Source organism: Comamonas sp. GB3 AK4-5, assembly GCF_041320665.1.
GTDB lineage: Bacteria > Pseudomonadota > Gammaproteobacteria > Burkholderiales > Burkholderiaceae_C > Comamonas.
In genome coordinates this window covers 3163142-3179063 of sequence record NZ_CP166730.1, presented here as the reverse complement: position 1 = coordinate 3179063, position 15922 = coordinate 3163142, and the positions used below count along the sequence as shown (strand labels likewise).

Sequence of the window (15922 nt, the reverse complement as noted above, 5' to 3'; positions counted from 1 at the left end):
ACCCGGCCCGTGGTGGACGGGGCGGTGGCATCAAGCCTGTGCGTTGTGGGGCTGTGCCAGGTAATGTGTCTGCAGCTGGTACATGCGCAGCACGGTGCGGTAGGCGCCGTTGGAGAAGAACTCGTCCACCAGCTCGCCCTCGGGGACAAAGCCCAGCTTGGTGTAGATGTGGATGGCCTTGGCGTTCTCCTGGTCCACATGCAAATAGATTTTGTGCAGGTTCAGTACCTTGAAACCATAGTCCAGCCCCAGGCGGGTGGCCTGGGCTGCAATGCCTTTGCCCTGGTGTTCGGGAGCGACAATGATCTGGAACTCCGCGCGGCGGTGGACCAGATCGATCTCGACCAGCTCCACCAGGCCGGCAGGCATGGCTTCATGTTCGACGATGAAGCGGCGCTCTCCCTGGTCGTGGATGTGGTCGTTGTACAGGGCTGTGAGTTCGTCAAAGGTTTCGAAGGGCTCCTCGAACCAGTACCGCATGACGCTGGCGTTGTTGTCCAGCCGGTGCACAAAGCGCAGGTCTTCGCGCTCCAGCGGGCGCAGGCGAATGGTGGTCATGGGCAATCCTTTCAATGTGCAGCGGGAGCGCCGGAGCGCAGTCGCAGGTGCACGGTCACCGCTGCCAGCAGCAGCAGGGCGGTGGCCGTCAGCAGCACGGCGGTGTAGCCGTGGTCAAAAGCGGTCTGTGCCGCAAGCACCAAGGGTTCGGCCACGGAGTGTGGCAGTTGCTCGGCGGCCAGCAAGGCCTCGTCCAGGCTGTCACGCACCATGGCGGGCAAGGTGGTGTCAGTGGGCAGGTGCAGCTGCCAAGCATAGACGGCGGACAGCAAGCTGCCCATCAGCGTCACGCCCAGGGCACCACCCAGTTCATACGAAACCTCTTCCACCGAGGCGGCCATGCCGGCGCGTTCGGCCGAGGCGCTCATCAAAATCGTGGCAGAGGCGGCGGTCATCGCCGCGCCAATGCCCAGGCCCAGCACGGCCAGGCTCAGCGCCTGCCAGTGCGTGGCGCCCTGGTGCACCAGCCAATAACCCCCCATGCCCAGGCCGGACAACAGCAGGGCACGGGCCAGCAGCGGGCCGCTGCCCCAGCGGTGCAGCAGGCGGCCGGCGATGGGGCCGGCCACAAAGGCCGCCAGTGGCAGCGGCACGATGGCCAGGCCGGCTTCCAGCGGGGAATAGCCCTCGACCAGTTGCAGCCGCTGGCTGAACACCAGCTCCATGCCCAGCAGCGCCGCCGACGACACCAGGGCCGTGAGCACGGCCATGCTGAAGCCGGGGTTGCCAAACAGGGAAAGGTCCAGCAGTGGGTGGGCGCTGCGCCGCTGGCGGCGCACAAACACGCCCAGCAGGGCGGTACCGGCCACCAGGGTCAATGCGGCCAGGGCCCAGTCGGGAGCCACCTTGCCGGCCTCCTTGATGGCATAGGTGCAGCCCACCAGGCCGGCCATGACCAGCAGGCTGCCCTGCCAGTCCCAGGGGTGGCTGCGGTCACCCACGCTGTGGGGCACATAGCGCCAGGCCAGTGGCAGGGCCAGCAGCACGATGGGCACGTTGACCAGAAACACCGAGCCCCACCAGAAATGCTCCAGCAGCACGCCGCCGACCACGGGGCCAAAGGCCGCACCACCCGAGGCCACCGAGGCCCAGATGCCGATGGCCAGTGCCCGCTCGCGGGTGTCGCTAAAGCTCAGCCGGATCAGCGACAGCGTGGCCGGCATCATCATGGCAGCGCCCACGCCCAGCAGGGTGCGCGCGGCAATCAGCACACCGGAGTCGGGCGAAAAAGCGGCCAGCAGCGAAGCGGCGCCAAACACCACCAGGCCGGCCATGAACAGGCGCTTGTGGCCCAGGCGGTCGCCCAGCGAGCCCATGCCCAGCAGCAGACCGGATACGACGAGGGCGTAGATGTTGACGATCCACAGCTTGGCCGAGGCGGTGGCTGCCAGATCGTGGGTGAGGCGCGGAAGCGCGGTGTAGAGCACCGTCATGTCAATGACGATGAGCATCAGGGCGACGGAGACGATGCCCAGCACCAGCCAGCGATGGGCTGGGGCTGCGGCGGGCGCAGCCATGCGTTGGGTGGTCGACATAAGAAAAATCCTTGCATGAAAAGACGGCAGCGCTGGTCGAAACCCATGCCATCCAGCAGGCTTGCGGTCTTTTTGAATCACGAATGATTCATCAATTCGTTGATTTATAAAAGTTTGGAGATATCAGTAAAATTGATGCATGGAATGGACACTGGAACGCCTCAACCAATTCGTGGCCGTGGCCGACTGCGGCTCGATGACGCTGGCCGCACGCCGTCTGGGCCGTGCGCAGTCCGCCATCAGCATGGCCATGGGCCTGCTGGAGGCCGACCTGGGCCTGGAGCTTTTTGACCGCTCCGGCCGCGCCGTGCGGCTGACCCCGGCCGGCCAGGTGATGCTGCTGGAAGCGCGCGCCCTGCTGGACCAGGCCCAGGCGCTGAACCTGCGCGCCCAGTCGCTGGTGGATGGGCCATCGGCCACGCTGACCATGGCGCTGGACGAGGCCATGCCCTACCAGCCCATACGCCAGCTGCTGGGTGAGCTGGCCCAGCGCTATCCGGCGCTGGAGCTGACGGTGCTCAACGGCACGGCGGCCCAGGTGGCGCGTGATGTGCAGGCCCAGCGTGCGCAGCTGGCTTTTCACTTTGACTGGGGGCCGGTGGGCAGTGACTTCAGCCAGCGCTATGTGGCCGGTGTGCCGCAAATGCTGTGCGTGGCGCGCGGCCATGCGCTGGCCAGGCAGCAGGTGGTCAGCCGCCAGGAGCTGGCCGCCCTGCGCCAACTGGTGATGCACATCGAAGGCGTGCCGGACCGGGTGCACAGCCCCCGCGTGTGGCGCTGCGACAGCTTTTACGTCACCGTTGACATGGTGGCCGATGGCCTGGGGTGGGCGATCTTGCCGCGCAACATCATCGAGTACGGTGGCGCGCGCGAACGCATTGCCGTGCTGCACTGCGCCGACCTCAAACCACCGCCGCTGGCCGTGCGCATGCTCAGCCTGCAGGGCGCAGTGCTGGATGGCTGTGTGCTGTGGATCCAGCAGCGCATGGCCGAGCTGCTGATGCCAGAAGCCGGTGCTTGAGCCGTGCTGTAGGTAAGCATTGGTATCGAAACCGGTGCAAAGCCTTGCTGCATAAGCACAGAAAGCTCATGTTTTTAGATGAGGCTGCCGCTGCGCGGCCGCATGCCTTGTCATCGCCCATGTGTGCCCCCAAGTGAGACCAGGGCCCCGTGTGGCCTTTGAATACGCTCTTATTGCACAGGTCGCAGGCAAAGTGCTTGCGGCAGTGCCGCCAGGATTGCCATGAAATTTGACGGCCTTTTTCGTGCCCCCATTGCGGATTACACGCAGTCGCCACAGTTTGCGGGCGGACGCTTTCGCAACATCCACCCCCGGCCGGCCCAGGGCCCCAAGCCCGATGCCAAGGTGTTGTGGAACTTCTTTTTCAACAAGCCCCGCCATGCCGAGCCGGATGTGGCGCTGCCGGTGCAGCCGCTCACCAGGGCCCAGCTGGATGCAGCGCCCGAGCGCAGTCTCTACCGCATAGGCCATTCCACGCTGCTGATGAAGCTGCGCGGTGGCTGGTGGATCACCGACCCGGTGTTTGCCCAGCGCGTCTCGCCGCTGCCGTTTTTCGGGCCCAAGCGTTTTCATACCCCCCCGATTGCTCTGCACGAGCTGCCAGCACTGCGTGGCGTGCTGCTATCGCATGATCACTATGACCACCTGGATCGTGCTGCCGTGCGCGCGCTGGCGGCCAAGACCGAGGTCTTTCTCTGCCCCCTGGGCGTGGGTGACCGCTTGCAGGCCTGGGGTGTGCCGGCGGCCAAGGTGCAGCAGTACGACTGGTGGCAAAGCGCCGAGGTCGATGGCCTGCGCTTCGCGGCCACGCCGGCCCAGCATTTCTCGGGTCGGGGCGTGCGCGATGGCAACCGCACGCTGTGGGCTTCATGGGTGATTGAAGACCTGGAAAGTGCCCAGCCGCTGCGCATCTTCTTCAGTGGCGACGGTGGTTATTTCGATGGCTTTACCGAGATCGGCCGGCGCTTTGGCGCGTTTGATATCACGCTGATGGAAACCGGTGCCTATAACGAACACTGGCCCTATGTGCATATGCACCCGGCCCAGACCGTGCAGGCCCACCAAGACCTGGGTGGAAAGTGGCTGCTGCCCATACACAACGGCACCTTCAGCCTGGCCATGCATGCCTGGTGGGATCCTTTCGAGCAGGTGCTGGCCCTGGGTCAGGCGCAGGGCGTGGCCGTTGCCACACCCATGATGGGCGAGCGCCTGGATCTGAACACACCGCATGAGGGCGAGCGTTGGTGGCAGGCACTCATGCCGGCAAGGGCAGGAGCTTGACGCTAAAGCAGATGCGGCGGCCACCGGCAAAAGCCTTGACTCAGCTGGCCGCCCGCTGCTGCGCGACAATCGCGGCATGACAAGCCCTGAGCAGCAACCCCGCAACCCTTTGCACGGCATCACGCTGGAGCGCATGCTGACCGATCTGGTCGATTTCTACGGCTGGGACGGCATGGCACGGCGCATCCAGCTGCACTGCTTTCGCGTGGAGCCCAGCATCACCTCCAGCCTGCGCCTGCTGCGCAAGACCCCCTGGGCGCGCGAAAAAGTGGAGACCTTGTACCTGCAGACGCTGCGCCGCCACGGCTGAATCAGCTTTGGGCTTTGCCCGCGTCTTGTTTTGTGGCGGCCATACAGCGCTTGATGCTTTGTTGCGCGCCCTTGCCGTATCGGGATACTGTCTGCAGGCGCGCGTCGCGCCGCAAGCGCTGTCTGGCCGTTGTGGGGTGGGGTTCAGTGCCCACTGAATTTTTCAGGCCCGCTCCGGCCGGCTGCAAGTCCTAATCTGGCATCCAGTGGTGCATGGCGCTGCGTATGAAGTCTGGGCGCCCACACCAGGGCACCGCGCAAGGGCCTACGCCGGCCGCGCCGCTCAGGGGGTTCCAGGCTTTCTATACCCCACAAACTGTGGGAAAAACTCGGCCACGCCCGCGCCGTTGAAGTCCCAGCCCTTGCACTGGCCCAGGTAACGGGGCGGCTCGTTCGGTTGGGTGCTGAAGGCGCCGACGATGCTCTGAAAAGCGGCGGTGGCCATGCTCTGCAGCAGCTCGCGCATATGGGTGCAGCCGGCCACGCTGCCCAGGTTGGCTTCAATGGATTTTCGCCAGCCGCGGGCCATGCTGCAGCCCACCATTTTTTGCATGGATGCCAGGGCCGCAGGGCAGCCGCCCAGGGGGTGGGCGTCCATGGCTGCTTCTATGGATTGCACCACCAGCTGGGTGTCCACGGTCACGCGTATTCGCATGTGGTGTATGGGGTCGCCGGCCTTGCGTATGCCTTCTCGGTTCACAAAGGGAATGTCGACGGCCTTGGTGTCGAGTAGCTCGCCTTCGATGTCCCACAGCCCGTCCTCGCGGACAAAGCTGTGGAAATGGGTGCGGCGAATATGCTGGGGTTGGCGGGCAACCGCCGGGGCAGACAGTGGCATGTGAAGCGTGGGGCTGAGGGCCTGCCGGTACACAGCGGGCAGGCCTTATGAATTTGATAGCGGCTACAGCGCGCAGGGGCTGCGTGCAAGCCGGTTGGGGCTTGCATCCTACCGGGAAAGTGGGCGGCGGGCTGTCCGCTATTTGTCAGCCACGCTGTGCATGGGCTAGGCATCAGCCGTGGCGCAAGGCCACGGTCTTGAGTACGGTAAAGCCGTACAAGGCCTCAAAGCCTTTTTCACGGCCATGGCCGCTGGATTTGACGCCGCCAAAGGGCAGCTCCACACCGCCGCCAGCGCCGTAGTTGTTGATGAAGACCTGGCCGCAGCGCAACGCCCGCGCCATGCGGAACTGGCGTGCGCCGTCGCGCGTCCACACGCCGGCTACCAGGCCGAATTGCGTGCCATTGGCCAGACGAATCGCATCGGCCTCATCGTCAAAAGCCATGGCGGCCAGCACCGGGCCAAAGACTTCTTCCTGGGCCAGCCGGTGCTCGGGCGGCACATCGCGCAGCAGGGTGGGGGCCTGGTAGAAGCCGGTTTCGGGCGCCTCATCCACGATCTGGCCCTGGGCCACCACGGGGATGCCGGCCACTTGGGCATCGGACAGAAAATCCCACACGCGCTGCTGCTGGCTTTGGCGAATCAAGGGGCCCACGTCCAGGTCCATGGCGGCCGGGCCCACGCGCAGCGCGGCAAAGGCCTGGCCCAGGCGCTCCAGCAGCGGTTCGTAGATGCTGCGTTGCACCAGCAGGCGCGAGCCGGCCGAGCAGGTCTGGCCGGCGTTTTGCACGATGGCGTTGACCAGGGTGGGGATGGCCGCGTCCAGGTCGGCATCCTCGAACACGATTTGCGGGCTTTTGCCACCCAGCTCCAGTGTCACAGGCATATGGTGCTCGGCCGCGGCCTGCTGGATCAGCGTGCCCACATGGGGGCTGCCGGTGAAGCTGAGGTGGTTGACGTCGGGGTGGCGGGCCAGGGCGTCTCCGGCCTCATGGCCGTAGCCGGTGACGATGTTGATGCAGCCGGGGGGAAAGCCGGCTTCCGTGGCCAGCTGGGCCACGCGCAGCAGGGACAGGCAGGCGTCTTCCGCCGGTTTGACCACGCAGGTATTGCCCGCAGCCAGGGCCGCGCCTACGCAGCGGCCAAAAATCTGCATGGGGTAGTTCCAGGGCACGACATGGCCGGTCACGCCATGGGGCTCGCGCCAGGTCAGCACGCTGTAACCCTCCTGGTAGGGAATGGTGTCGCCGTGCAGCTTGTCGCAGGCGCCGGCATAGAACTCGAAGTAGCGCGCCAGGGCCTGGGTGTCGGCCTGGGCCTGCTTGGTGGGCTTGCCGCAGTCGCGCTGCTCGATGGCCGTCAACTCCATGGCGTGCTCTTGCACCAGCCGGGACAGGCGCATCAGCATCCGCCCGCGTTCCACGGCCGAGGTCTTGCGCCACACGGTCTCATAGCACTGGCGCGCGGCAGAGACGGCGGCGTCCACGTCTTCGGCATTGCCGCGTTGAATGTCTTCAAACACCTGGCCGTCCGAAGGATCGACCACCGCAATCGTGCGGCCGGAGGTGGACGGGACGGATGCATTGGCGATGTAGTGGTATTGCATGCCGGCCATTGTGGCGATCTGCACCGGGCGGGCCAGTCTCGCAGCCGTCATCGCTGTGCAAATTTTCATGATGAATAGCCCGCCAACGCATATGCAGAAAGCACATTCAGCTATCAAAAGCAGAGGGATCGGGAGTTTCCCAAGCCTGCCGCAGGACGGGATGCCCCCAGTGGACAAAGGGCAGCGGGCGCGGGAATATGGGTCGAAGTGCACGGGTGTGCTTTTCGCTGCAATGCGAAGTCCATTTTGGGAGGCTCCCATGAAAACCTTGACAGATCAGCTGTCGCAGTACGCCGACTACCACCGCGACCCGCGCAACATCCTCACCCATTTCGTGGGTGTGCCCCTGATTTTGTGGGCCGTGGTGATCTTGCTGTCGCGCCCGGCTTGGGAGCTGGCGGCCCTGGGTGGCTTGCCCTGTTCGCCGGCCCTGGCGGCGGCGCTGCTGGCCTGCTGCTATTACATGCTGCTGGACCTGCGCTATGGCCTGGCCATGGCCGTGGTGCTGGCGGCCATGCTGGCGCTGGCAGCGCCGTTGGCCCGGGAGTCCACCGCAGTCTGGCTGGGCTGGGGGCTGGGCATTTTTGTCGTGGGCTGGGTGATCCAGTTTGTGGGCCACTGGTGGGAAGGGCGCAAGCCGGCCTTCATGGACGACATCGTGGGCCTGCTGATCGGCCCGCTGTTTGTGATGGCGGAATTGGGCTTTGGCCTGGGTCTGCGCCGCGAGGTACAGAAGGCGGTGGAGGCCCGCAGCGGCCCGGTGCACCAGCGCCAGGCGCCGGCCCGTTGAGGGAGCAGATGCTGGGGGAGCGTGGGTGAAAAGGGGTGAGCAGGGCGGAGGATGCGGATATTCCGCAGGCCTGCAAGAAGTTGGCAAGGGTGAGCGCCTAAAATACCTGGGTTTGCCCTTGGCTTTGCTGGGGGCGCGTGTTTGCAACCTTCTCACTAATCACCACCATGTCTTTGAACAATGTGACCCCCGGCTCCAAGGCGCCTGAAGTTTTCAACGTCGTCATCGAAATCTCGGCCAACTCCGCTCCCGTGAAGTACGAAGTGGACAAGGAAACCGGCTGCCTGTTCGTGGACCGCTTCATGGGCACTGCCATGCACTACCCCGTGAACTACGGCTATGTGCCCAAGACCCTGGCTGGCGACGGTGACCCCGTGGACGTGCTGGTGATGACCCCCTTCCCCCTGCCTGCCGGTGTGGTCGTGCCCTGCCGCGCCATCGGCATTTTGCAGATGGAAGACGAAGGTGGCGTGGACGGCAAGGTGCTGGCTGTGCCCACCCAAAAGCTGCTGCCTTCCTACGACAAGATCAACCACCTGAGCGACATCCACGAGATCACGCTGCAGCAGATCTCCCATTTCTTCGAGCACTACAAGGACCTGGAAAAGGGCAAGTGGGTCAAGGTGCTGGGCTGGAAGGGTGTGGACGTGGCCCACAAGGAAATCACCGACGGCATCGCTGCCTACAAGGGCTGATCCGCCCCGGCTGCTGGCCTTGGCTGACGCCGCAGACCAGCGCAGGCTCTGGACAGGGCCTGCGAAGCTGACGACATGTTCTAAAAACGCGCTTTCCCGAAAGAGAACGCGCGTTTTCTTTTGTAACATTCTCCCGCCTGCTGTGGGGAGGCGCATGTGGGGTGCGCTGCGAGCGGGCGAATGCCAAAAGGCATTCCTTACAGGGAGAAGCGCAAATGTTGCAATGGTCCGATATGCGTGTGGGCACCAAGTTGTTTGGTGGCTTTGCGCTGGTGCTGGTGTTGACCTTGGTGGTGGGCGGCTTGTCCTTGTGGCAGCTGCAGCGCCTGAACAGCGCCATGCTGGTGGTCAGCGACCACGCCATGCCCAGCGTGGCCGACACCGGCAATCTGCGCGGGCAGTGGAACCGCTATCGCCGCATGGAGGCCGGCATCCTCAACGCCACCAGCGTGCCGGAGGTGCAACAGATTGCACAGCAGGCCGACAAGGTGCTGGAGGGGATTGAGAAAACCGAGCGCTCGTTCGAGTCGCTGCGCCGCTCTGCAAACGAGCAGGCCCTGATGCAGTCCTACCAGCAGCACCGCAAAACCTATATGGAAAGCCATGCGCAGTTCATGAAAGAGGCGCTGGCCAAGGACTACACCCAGGGCAGCGGCGACCTGCTGCTGGGCGATACCGTCTCCAACCTCTATGCCGGCCAGGCCGAGGCAAACTTTGTGGCCATGGCCGAGACCGTGGGCAAGCTCATGGCCTTGAGCCTGGAAGAGGCAGACCGTGCTCGCCATGCAGGCCAGCAGGTCTATGTCGCCGCCTGGTGGTGGGTGGTGGCCGGCCTGGCGGCCAGTGTGGCACTGGCCTTGCTGTGCGCCTGGTTGGTCACACGCGCCATCACGCGGCCTGCAGCCCAGGCGGTGGATGTGGCACGCCGCATTGCCGAAGGCGATTTGAGCCAGACCGTGCCCGCTGGCGGCAAGGATGAGATGGGGGCGCTGCTCCAGGCCCTGGGCCAGATGCGCAGCAGCCTGGGCGAGGTGGTGCAGCATGTGCGCCACAACGCCGAGTCGGTGGCCACGGCCAGCGAGGAAATCGCCATGGGCAATGCCGACCTCTCCAGCCGCACGGAAGAGCAGGCCAGCGCGTTGCAGCAGACCTCTGCCGCCATGATCCAGCTCGGCGGCACGGTGCGCCAGAACGCAGAAAGCGCCCGCCAGGCCAACCAACTGGCAGTGAATGCCTCCACGGTGGCGGCCCATGGCGGTGAGGTGGTGGGCGAGGTGGTAGCCACCATGCGCGGCATCAATGACAGCAGCCACAAGATTGCCGACATCATCGGTGTCATCGACGGCATTGCCTTTCAGACCAATATCCTGGCGCTGAATGCCGCCGTGGAGGCAGCCCGTGCCGGTGAGCAGGGCCGGGGTTTTGCCGTGGTGGCTGGCGAGGTACGCACCCTGGCCCAGCGCAGTGCCGAGGCCGCCAAGCAGATCAAGCAGCTGATCGAGGCCAGCGTGCACCAGGTGGAGCAGGGCTCGCGCCAGGTGGACCAGGCCGGCACCACCATGGCGGAGGTGGTGGGCGCCATCCGCCGCGTGACCGATCTGGTGGGCGAGATCACCGCTGCCAGCACCGAGCAAAGCGAGGGCGTGTCCCAGGTGGCCCATGCCATCACGCAAATGGACCAGGCCACCCAGCAAAACGCGGCCCTGGTGGAGCAAAGCGCGGCAGCGGCCGACAGCCTGCAGCGCCAGTCCGGTGACCTGGTGCAGGCAGTGGCGCGCTTTCGCACTGCCGATGGTGCGGTGGCCAGGCCGCTGGCACGCAAGGTGGTGGCCGCGCCTCGTCATGCCTATGCCCCTTCGCCTTCGCCGGCGCCTGCTGCTGCCTTGGGTGCCGCCGCATCCACAAGGGCGCAGCTGCCGCAGGAGCAGGACGACTGGTCGCAGTTCTGAACAGGGGCTGACGAGGCGTTCAGCCGCAGGGGTTTTGTGGTTGACAGCGTCTGTCGGCCAAGTTCCACTCTAGCAGCCGTCCGGCCCAGCGTATGTGATGGGCGGAAGGCCGCAGAAGCTGCCACAGAACCCGAGGCAGTAGCCTGCAACAGAACACCCGCACGGCCCATGCCGTGCACACCACCAAGCCATCACCGTGCGGCCACAGGGCCGGGGAGGAGTGAGATGACCGCAGCCAGCAACAGCCATTACTCGGAGTGCCTCACGTTCCGGCTGGGGGAAGAGGAATATGGCATCGATATTTTGCGGGTGCAGGAAATCCGCTCCTATGAGCAGCCCACCCGCATTGCGCATGCGCCGTCCTATATCAAGGGCGTGATTGATCTGCGCGGCGTGATCGTGCCCATTGTGGATTTGCGGCTCAAGCTGAACTGCGAACAGGCGGAGTACACGCCCTTCACCGTGGTCATTATTTTGAATGTGGGCACCACCGTGCTGGGTGCCGTGGTGGATGCCGTGGCCGATGTGGTACGCCTGCCGCCAGACGCCCTCAAGCCCGCGCCGCAGCTGCAGGCCCAGGTCGACAGCGCTTTCATCAAGGGCATTGCCAAGCTGGATGAGCGCATGCTGATCGTGGTGGATATCGCCGCCTTGCTGGGCTCTGCCGATATGGGCTTGCTGCGCGCGGTGAGTGAAGTGACACCCCCCTGAGCCGCTGCGCGGCTTCCCCTCAAGGGGACGACGGCCTTTGCTGCGGGGCGGCCCTTGCTGGCCGTCTCTGACTTGGGGCGCGCCAGTTGCATGCGCCAAGCTGCACCGCTACCGGATCAGTGGTGCAGCTTGACGCAGGGGGCTGTGCTGCTCTAGCTCTTGCATATAGTGGGCCATGCCTTCGCCCTCACGTTCCAGAAAACGTCCTACCGCATCGGCAAAGGCCGGGTGGGCCAGCCAGTGGTAGCTGGCCGTGGCCTCGGGCAACAGGGCGCGGGCCATTTTGTGTTCACCCTGGGCGCCGCCTTCAAAGCGGGCCAGTCCCTGCTGTATGCACCACTGCAGCGGCTGGTAGTAGCAGGCCTCGAAATGCAGACAGTCCACCCGTGCCAGTGCGCCCCAGTAGCGGCCATAGGCGGTAGCACCGCGCAGGGGCTGGGCCATGGTTGTGGGAGTTGCTTCGGATTCAGTAGCTGTCTGCGCTTGTACGACACTGTTTTCAGTGTCTTTTGATGCTGAAAGTGGCGTGGCATCAGCGCTGGCCGCTATCAAACTACAGGCCATGCGCCGGCCCGCCTGCTCGGCAATGAAGAGTACCCAGTGGCCGGGCAGATCGCGCGCCATGCGGGTGAAGAAGTCGCGCTGCAGATAGGGCGGGTTGCCATGCTCGTGGTAGGTTTGGGCGTAGCAGGCGTAGAAAAAATCCCAGTCCTGCTCGCTGATCTCGCGCCCGGCGCGGACCTGGAATTGCACGCCGGCCTGGGCCACTTTCTGGCGTTCCTGGCGGATTTTCTTGCGCTTGGCCTGTTGCAGGCCGGCCAGGAAATCGTCGAAATCGACATAGGGCCTGCCCGTGTTGGGTATCAAATCACGCCCTGCGGCCCCCTCGGGGGGCAGTGAACCACACGCAGTGGGGAGGGTAGGGGCCCATTCGCCGCCGGGTCGCCCCAAGTCGGATGCGGCCCCCTCGGGGGGCAGCGAACCACCTGCAGCGGGGAGCGTGGGGGTCCATTCGCCGCCGGGCCGCCCCAAGTCGGATGCGGCCCCCTCGGGGGGCAGCGAACCACCTGCAGCGGGGAGCGTGGGGGTCCATCCGCCGCCGGGCCGCCCCAAGTCGGATGCGGCCCCCTCGGGGGGCAGCGAACCACACGCAGTGGGGAGCGTGGGGGTCATGTTCTTCCAGTGGAATTGCACGCCAGAGCGCGCCATCCAGCCTGCCTGCCGCAGCGCATCGTGGTCAGTGGCATCGCCAAACAGCACATGGGCGGAAGACAGGCCTTGTTCTGCGCACCAGGCTTGCACGGTGTGCACCAGCTGCACCCGCCATTGCGGGCTGGTTGCCAGCAGGCGGCTGCCCGGCACCGGGGTAAAGGGCACGGCCACCACGGCCTTGGGGTAGTAGGGCAGTCCATGTGCGTCGTAGGCACGGGCCCAGGCCATGTCAAACACATATTCGCCCCAGGAGTGGTTTTTGACATACAGCGGGCAGGCCGCCAGCAACTGCTCGCCTTGCGGGCCGGATTGCCAGAGCGTGATGAAGCGCGCGTCCCAGCCGGTGTCTGCGGTGGCGCTACCGCTTTGCTGCAGCGCGGCCAGATAGGCATGGCGCATGAAAGGGGTGGGCGTGGCCTGTTGTGCCAACAATGCGTCCCAGGCTGTTGCAGCAATCTCCTGCACGGCAGCAAACACGCGGGTGATAATGGTCTTTTCAGTCATGCGGGGCGTAGGTCAGGTCTCGTTCCGCACAGTTTATGCAGGCCGCCTCGGCCCCATCGCCTTCCATGACGCTTTCCATCCGCATCGCCCAGCTGAACTTTGTCGTGGGCGACCTGCCCGGCAATGCCCAGAAAATCATTGATGCCGCCACCCAGGCCTATGCCGAAGGGGCGCAGTTGCTGCTCACCCCGGAGCTGGCACTGAGCGGCTATGCGGCAGAAGACCTGTATTTGCGCCCCGCTTTCCAGGCAGCCTGCGACCGCGAACTGGCGCGCATTGCCCAGGCCACCCAGGCCTGGCCGGGTTTGACGCTGGTGGTGGGCCACCCTTGCGTGGTGCCGCTGGAGAGTGAGCAGCGCCGCTACAACACAGCCAGTGTGTTGCGCCAAGGCCAAGTGGAGCGCAGCTACCACAAGCAATGCCTGCCCAATTACAGCGTGTTCGACGAACAGCGCCACTTTGTGGCCGGCGCGCACAGCTGCGTGGTGGATGTGGCAGGGGTGAACGTGGGCCTGCTGATTTGCGAAGACGCCTGGCAAAGTGCGCCGGCCACGGCCGCCAAGGCCGAGGGCGCGCAGCTGCTGGCGGTGCTGAATGCCTCGCCTTTTCACCACCACAAGCAAGAAGAGCGCGAGCGCGTGCTGGCGCAGCGTGCGGCCGAAACCGGCCTGCCCCTGGTCTATGCCCATCTGGTGGGCGGGCAGGACGAGCTGGTGTTTGACGGTGGCAGCGTGGCCGTGAGCGGGCGGGGCGATGTGGTCATGCGTGCACCCTCATTCCGCGAAAGCCTGGCCGCCGTGCGTGCCACGCGGGTGCAGGGTGGGGTGCTGCTGGCGGGTGAGGTCAGCCTGCTGCAGACGCCGGATGCCGCGCTGTGGGATGCCCTGGTGCTGGGCGTGCGCGACTATGTGGGCAAAAACCGTTTTCCCGGCGCGCTGCTGGGCCTGTCGGGGGGGATCGATTCGGCTTTGGTGCTGGCGATTGCCGTGGACGCGCTGGGCGCCGACAAGATTCGCACGGTGATGATGCCTTCGCCCTACACGGCCGATATCAGCTGGATCGATGCGCGCGACATGGCCGAGCGTCTGGGCGTGCGCTATGACGAAATTTCCATTGCCCCGCAGTTTGAGGCCTTTCAGGCTGCGCTGGCCACCGACTTTGCCGGCCTGGCCGAAGACACCACCGAAGAGAATCTGCAGGCCCGCATTCGCGGCACCTTGCTGATGGCCTTGTCCAACAAACATGGCAGCGTGGTGTTGACCACGGGGAACAAGAGCGAGATGGCCACGGGCTACTGCACGTTGTATGGCGACATGGCCGGCGGCTTTGCCGTCATCAAGGATGTGCTCAAGACCCGGGTGTTCGACCTGGCACGCTGGCGCAATGCCAACGACCCCTATGGCACGGGCGCCAATCCCATTCCCGAGCGCATCATTACCCGCCCGCCCAGTGCCGAGCTGCGCCCGGACCAGAAGGACCAGGACAGTCTGCCGTCTTATGAGGTGCTGGATGCCATCATCGTGCGCTACATGGAAAATGACGAATCCATGGAGGCGCTGATGGCCGATGGCTACCCGGCTGCAGACGTGGACCGGGTGACGCGGCTGATCCGCATCAACGAATACAAGCGCCGCCAGGCGCCGGTGGGCATCAGGGTCTCGCCGCGCAGCTTTGGCAAGGACTGGCGCTATCCCATCACCAATGCCTTCCGTGCCTGAGGGCAGAACGGCTTTTGAATTGAAATTTTGTCTGGAGTACACACCATGAAAATGATCACCGCCATCATCAAGCCGTTCAAGCTGGAGGAAGTGCGCGAGGCACTGGCCGAATGCGGCGTGACGGGCCTGACTGTGACGGAGGTCAAGGGCTTTGGCCGCCAAAAAGGCCATACCGAGCTCTACCGCGGTGCCGAGTACGTGGTGGATTTTCTGCCCAAGGTGAAGATCGAGGTGGTGGTGGCTTCGGAAGATGTGGACCGCTGCGTGGACGCCGTGGTGGCCGCGGCACGCACCGGCAAGATTGGTGACGGCAAGATCTTTGTCTCGCCGGTGGAGCGTGTGGTGCGCATACGCACCGGTGATCTGGACAACGCTGCCATCTGAGGGCGTGCAGACCGTGCAAAGAAAAGCAGCCATATAGGCTGCTTTTTTTGTGGGGCTCAGCACGGAAGCTGCGAGGGGCAGATTTTTGCTGCCGGCAGGAGAGGGCCTGTACCGGTCAGCGAGCGTTGCATGGGTGCACCGAAAAGTGCGCCAAGGAGGTCGGCAGGCTTCGCAGAAAATCCTGCAAACAAGCGCCTAGATTTTTCCGCGCAGGTCCTGGCTTTCCGGGGCCAGGCCAGCGGCCTGCACCATGGACTGCAGCAGCGGCTCCACCTGGTGGTCGTGGCGTATCAACTCCATCTGCCAGTCACCCATGAAGCCATGGTCCACGGTTTGCTGCAGAAACTGCAGCATGGTGTCGTAATAGCCGGCCACATTCAGCAAGCCTATGGGCTTGTCGTGGTAGCCCAGCTGACGCCAGGTCCAGACTTCGAACAGTTCCTCGAAGGTGCCAATGCCGCCGGGCAAGGCCAGGAAGGCGTGGCTGCGTTCGGCCATCATGGCCTTGCGCTCATGCATATTGGCCACGATGTGCAGCTCATCGCAAGCGCTGTTGGCCAGTTCCTTGTCCACCAGGGCCTGGGGGATGATGCCGACCACGCGCCCACCGGCCTGGCGCGTGGCTTCGGCCACGATGCCCATCAGGCCGGTGCGCCCGCCGCCGTAGACCAGCTGGCCGCCATGGGAGCCAATCCACTGGCCCACGGCCCGGGCCGCGTCGGCATAGCTGGCGTCGGCGCCGGGGCGGGAGCCGCAGTACACGCAGATGGAGAAATGGGGGGAGGCGGTTGCAGTCATGGAGAGATTTGGT

General features: G+C 64.8%; 15 protein-coding genes. 9 read left to right on the top strand and 6 right to left on the bottom strand.

Translation table 11 applies throughout. The features are described from left to right. Positions 1–30: 30 nt before the first annotated feature. Positions 31–558: a spermidine N1-acetyltransferase gene (gene speG, locus ACA027_RS14370; RefSeq protein ID WP_370678897.1), complete on the bottom strand. Its 528-nt coding sequence runs from the start codon at positions 556–558 to the stop codon at positions 31–33. A gap of 11 nt (positions 559–569) precedes the next feature. Continuing rightward, the gene (locus ACA027_RS14365) at positions 570–2093 is read right to left on the bottom strand and encodes an MFS transporter (RefSeq protein ID WP_370678896.1); all 1524 of its coding nucleotides are present in this window, start codon (positions 2091–2093) and stop codon (positions 570–572) included. A gap of 139 nt (positions 2094–2232) precedes the next feature. Between ACA027_RS14365 and ACA027_RS14360 the strand changes: the two genes are divergently transcribed. From ACA027_RS14360 to ACA027_RS14350, 3 genes are all read left to right on the top strand, one after another. Further along, complete coding sequence (locus tag ACA027_RS14360) at positions 2233–3114, top strand: LysR family transcriptional regulator (RefSeq protein WP_370678895.1); 882 nt, start codon at positions 2233–2235, stop codon at positions 3112–3114. A 222-nt stretch (positions 3115–3336) separates the two neighbouring features. Next, the gene (locus ACA027_RS14355; RefSeq protein WP_370678894.1) at positions 3337–4395 is read left to right on the top strand and encodes an MBL fold metallo-hydrolase; all 1059 of its coding nucleotides are present in this window, start codon (positions 3337–3339) and stop codon (positions 4393–4395) included. Positions 4396–4471: 76 nt separating this feature from the next. Continuing rightward, positions 4472–4705 carry a VF530 family DNA-binding protein gene (locus ACA027_RS14350; RefSeq protein WP_370678893.1) on the top strand — a complete coding sequence of 78 codons (234 nt, stop codon included), beginning with the start codon at positions 4472–4474 and terminating at the stop codon, positions 4703–4705. 282 nt (positions 4706–4987) lie between these two features. Here ACA027_RS14350 and ACA027_RS14345 read toward each other — a convergent pair whose 3' ends face one another. Together ACA027_RS14345 and ACA027_RS14340 are read right to left on the bottom strand one after the other, a co-directional pair. Next, a complete protein-coding gene (locus ACA027_RS14345; RefSeq protein WP_370678891.1) occupies positions 4988–5542 on the bottom strand; it encodes a DUF2889 domain-containing protein in 555 nt (184 codons plus the stop codon). A 172-nt stretch (positions 5543–5714) separates the two neighbouring features. Then, positions 5715–7148, bottom strand: coding sequence for an aldehyde dehydrogenase family protein (locus ACA027_RS14340; protein ID WP_370682591.1), 1434 nt, complete (start codon positions 7146–7148; stop codon positions 5715–5717). A gap of 259 nt (positions 7149–7407) precedes the next feature. On the opposite strand from ACA027_RS14340, the gene ACA027_RS14335 reads away from it, so the two are divergent. The 4 genes from ACA027_RS14335 (at position 7408) to ACA027_RS14320 (ending at position 11293) form a co-directional block, all read left to right on the top strand. Then, positions 7408–7938: a DUF962 domain-containing protein gene (locus tag ACA027_RS14335; protein WP_370678890.1), complete on the top strand. Its 531-nt coding sequence runs from the start codon at positions 7408–7410 to the stop codon at positions 7936–7938. Between the two features lie 167 nt (positions 7939–8105). Then, a complete protein-coding gene (ppa, locus tag ACA027_RS14330) occupies positions 8106–8633 on the top strand; it encodes an inorganic diphosphatase (RefSeq protein ID WP_370678889.1) in 528 nt (175 codons plus the stop codon). 215 nt (positions 8634–8848) lie between these two features. Next, the gene (locus ACA027_RS14325) at positions 8849–10582 is read left to right on the top strand and encodes a methyl-accepting chemotaxis protein (RefSeq protein WP_370678888.1); all 1734 of its coding nucleotides are present in this window, start codon (positions 8849–8851) and stop codon (positions 10580–10582) included. A 225-nt stretch (positions 10583–10807) separates the two neighbouring features. Further along, positions 10808–11293, top strand: coding sequence for a chemotaxis protein CheW (locus ACA027_RS14320; protein ID WP_370678887.1), 486 nt, complete (start codon positions 10808–10810; stop codon positions 11291–11293). Between the two features lie 108 nt (positions 11294–11401). Here ACA027_RS14320 and ACA027_RS14315 read toward each other — a convergent pair whose 3' ends face one another. Beyond that, complete coding sequence (locus ACA027_RS14315; RefSeq protein ID WP_370678886.1) at positions 11402–13009, bottom strand: GNAT family N-acetyltransferase; 1608 nt, start codon at positions 13007–13009, stop codon at positions 11402–11404. Between the two features lie 65 nt (positions 13010–13074). Between ACA027_RS14315 and ACA027_RS14310 the strand changes: the two genes are divergently transcribed. Continuing rightward, positions 13075–14727 (top strand): NAD+ synthase, encoded by a 1653-nt coding sequence (locus ACA027_RS14310; RefSeq protein ID WP_370678885.1) that lies wholly within the window; start codon positions 13075–13077, stop codon positions 14725–14727. Positions 14728–14772: 45 nt separating this feature from the next. Beyond that, positions 14773–15111, top strand: coding sequence for a P-II family nitrogen regulator (locus ACA027_RS14305; protein ID WP_370678884.1), 339 nt, complete (start codon positions 14773–14775; stop codon positions 15109–15111). 195 nt (positions 15112–15306) lie between these two features. Here ACA027_RS14305 and ACA027_RS14300 read toward each other — a convergent pair whose 3' ends face one another. Beyond that, entirely contained in the window at positions 15307–15909 is a 603-nt protein-coding gene (locus ACA027_RS14300) for a TIGR00730 family Rossman fold protein (protein WP_370678883.1), read from the bottom strand. Positions 15910–15922: the final 13 nt, after the last annotated feature.

Coding starts and splice junctions, on each gene's coding strand:
- speG (WP_370678897.1), bottom strand. CDS start 558: ATGACCACCATTCGCCTGCGCCCGCTGGAGCGCGAAGACCTGCGCTTT.
- ACA027_RS14300 (WP_370678883.1), bottom strand. CDS start 15,909: ATGACTGCAACCGCCTCCCCCCATTTCTCCATCTGCGTGTACTGCGGC.
- ACA027_RS14340 (WP_370682591.1), bottom strand. CDS start 7,148: ATGCAATACCACTACATCGCCAATGCATCCGTCCCGTCCACCTCCGGC.
- ACA027_RS14355 (WP_370678894.1), top strand. CDS start 3,337: ATGAAATTTGACGGCCTTTTTCGTGCCCCCATTGCGGATTACACGCAG.
- ACA027_RS14310 (WP_370678885.1), top strand. CDS start 13,075: ATGACGCTTTCCATCCGCATCGCCCAGCTGAACTTTGTCGTGGGCGAC.
- ACA027_RS14345 (WP_370678891.1), bottom strand. CDS start 5,542: ATGCCACTGTCTGCCCCGGCGGTTGCCCGCCAACCCCAGCATATTCGC.
- ACA027_RS14320 (WP_370678887.1), top strand. CDS start 10,808: ATGACCGCAGCCAGCAACAGCCATTACTCGGAGTGCCTCACGTTCCGG.
- ACA027_RS14315 (WP_370678886.1), bottom strand. CDS start 13,009: ATGACTGAAAAGACCATTATCACCCGCGTGTTTGCTGCCGTGCAGGAG.
- ACA027_RS14365 (WP_370678896.1), bottom strand. CDS start 2,093: ATGTCGACCACCCAACGCATGGCTGCGCCCGCCGCAGCCCCAGCCCAT.
- ACA027_RS14360 (WP_370678895.1), top strand. CDS start 2,233: ATGGAATGGACACTGGAACGCCTCAACCAATTCGTGGCCGTGGCCGAC.
- ACA027_RS14325 (WP_370678888.1), top strand. CDS start 8,849: ATGTTGCAATGGTCCGATATGCGTGTGGGCACCAAGTTGTTTGGTGGC.
- ACA027_RS14350 (WP_370678893.1), top strand. CDS start 4,472: ATGACAAGCCCTGAGCAGCAACCCCGCAACCCTTTGCACGGCATCACG.
- ACA027_RS14305 (WP_370678884.1), top strand. CDS start 14,773: ATGAAAATGATCACCGCCATCATCAAGCCGTTCAAGCTGGAGGAAGTG.
- ACA027_RS14335 (WP_370678890.1), top strand. CDS start 7,408: ATGAAAACCTTGACAGATCAGCTGTCGCAGTACGCCGACTACCACCGC.
- ppa (WP_370678889.1), top strand. CDS start 8,106: ATGTCTTTGAACAATGTGACCCCCGGCTCCAAGGCGCCTGAAGTTTTC.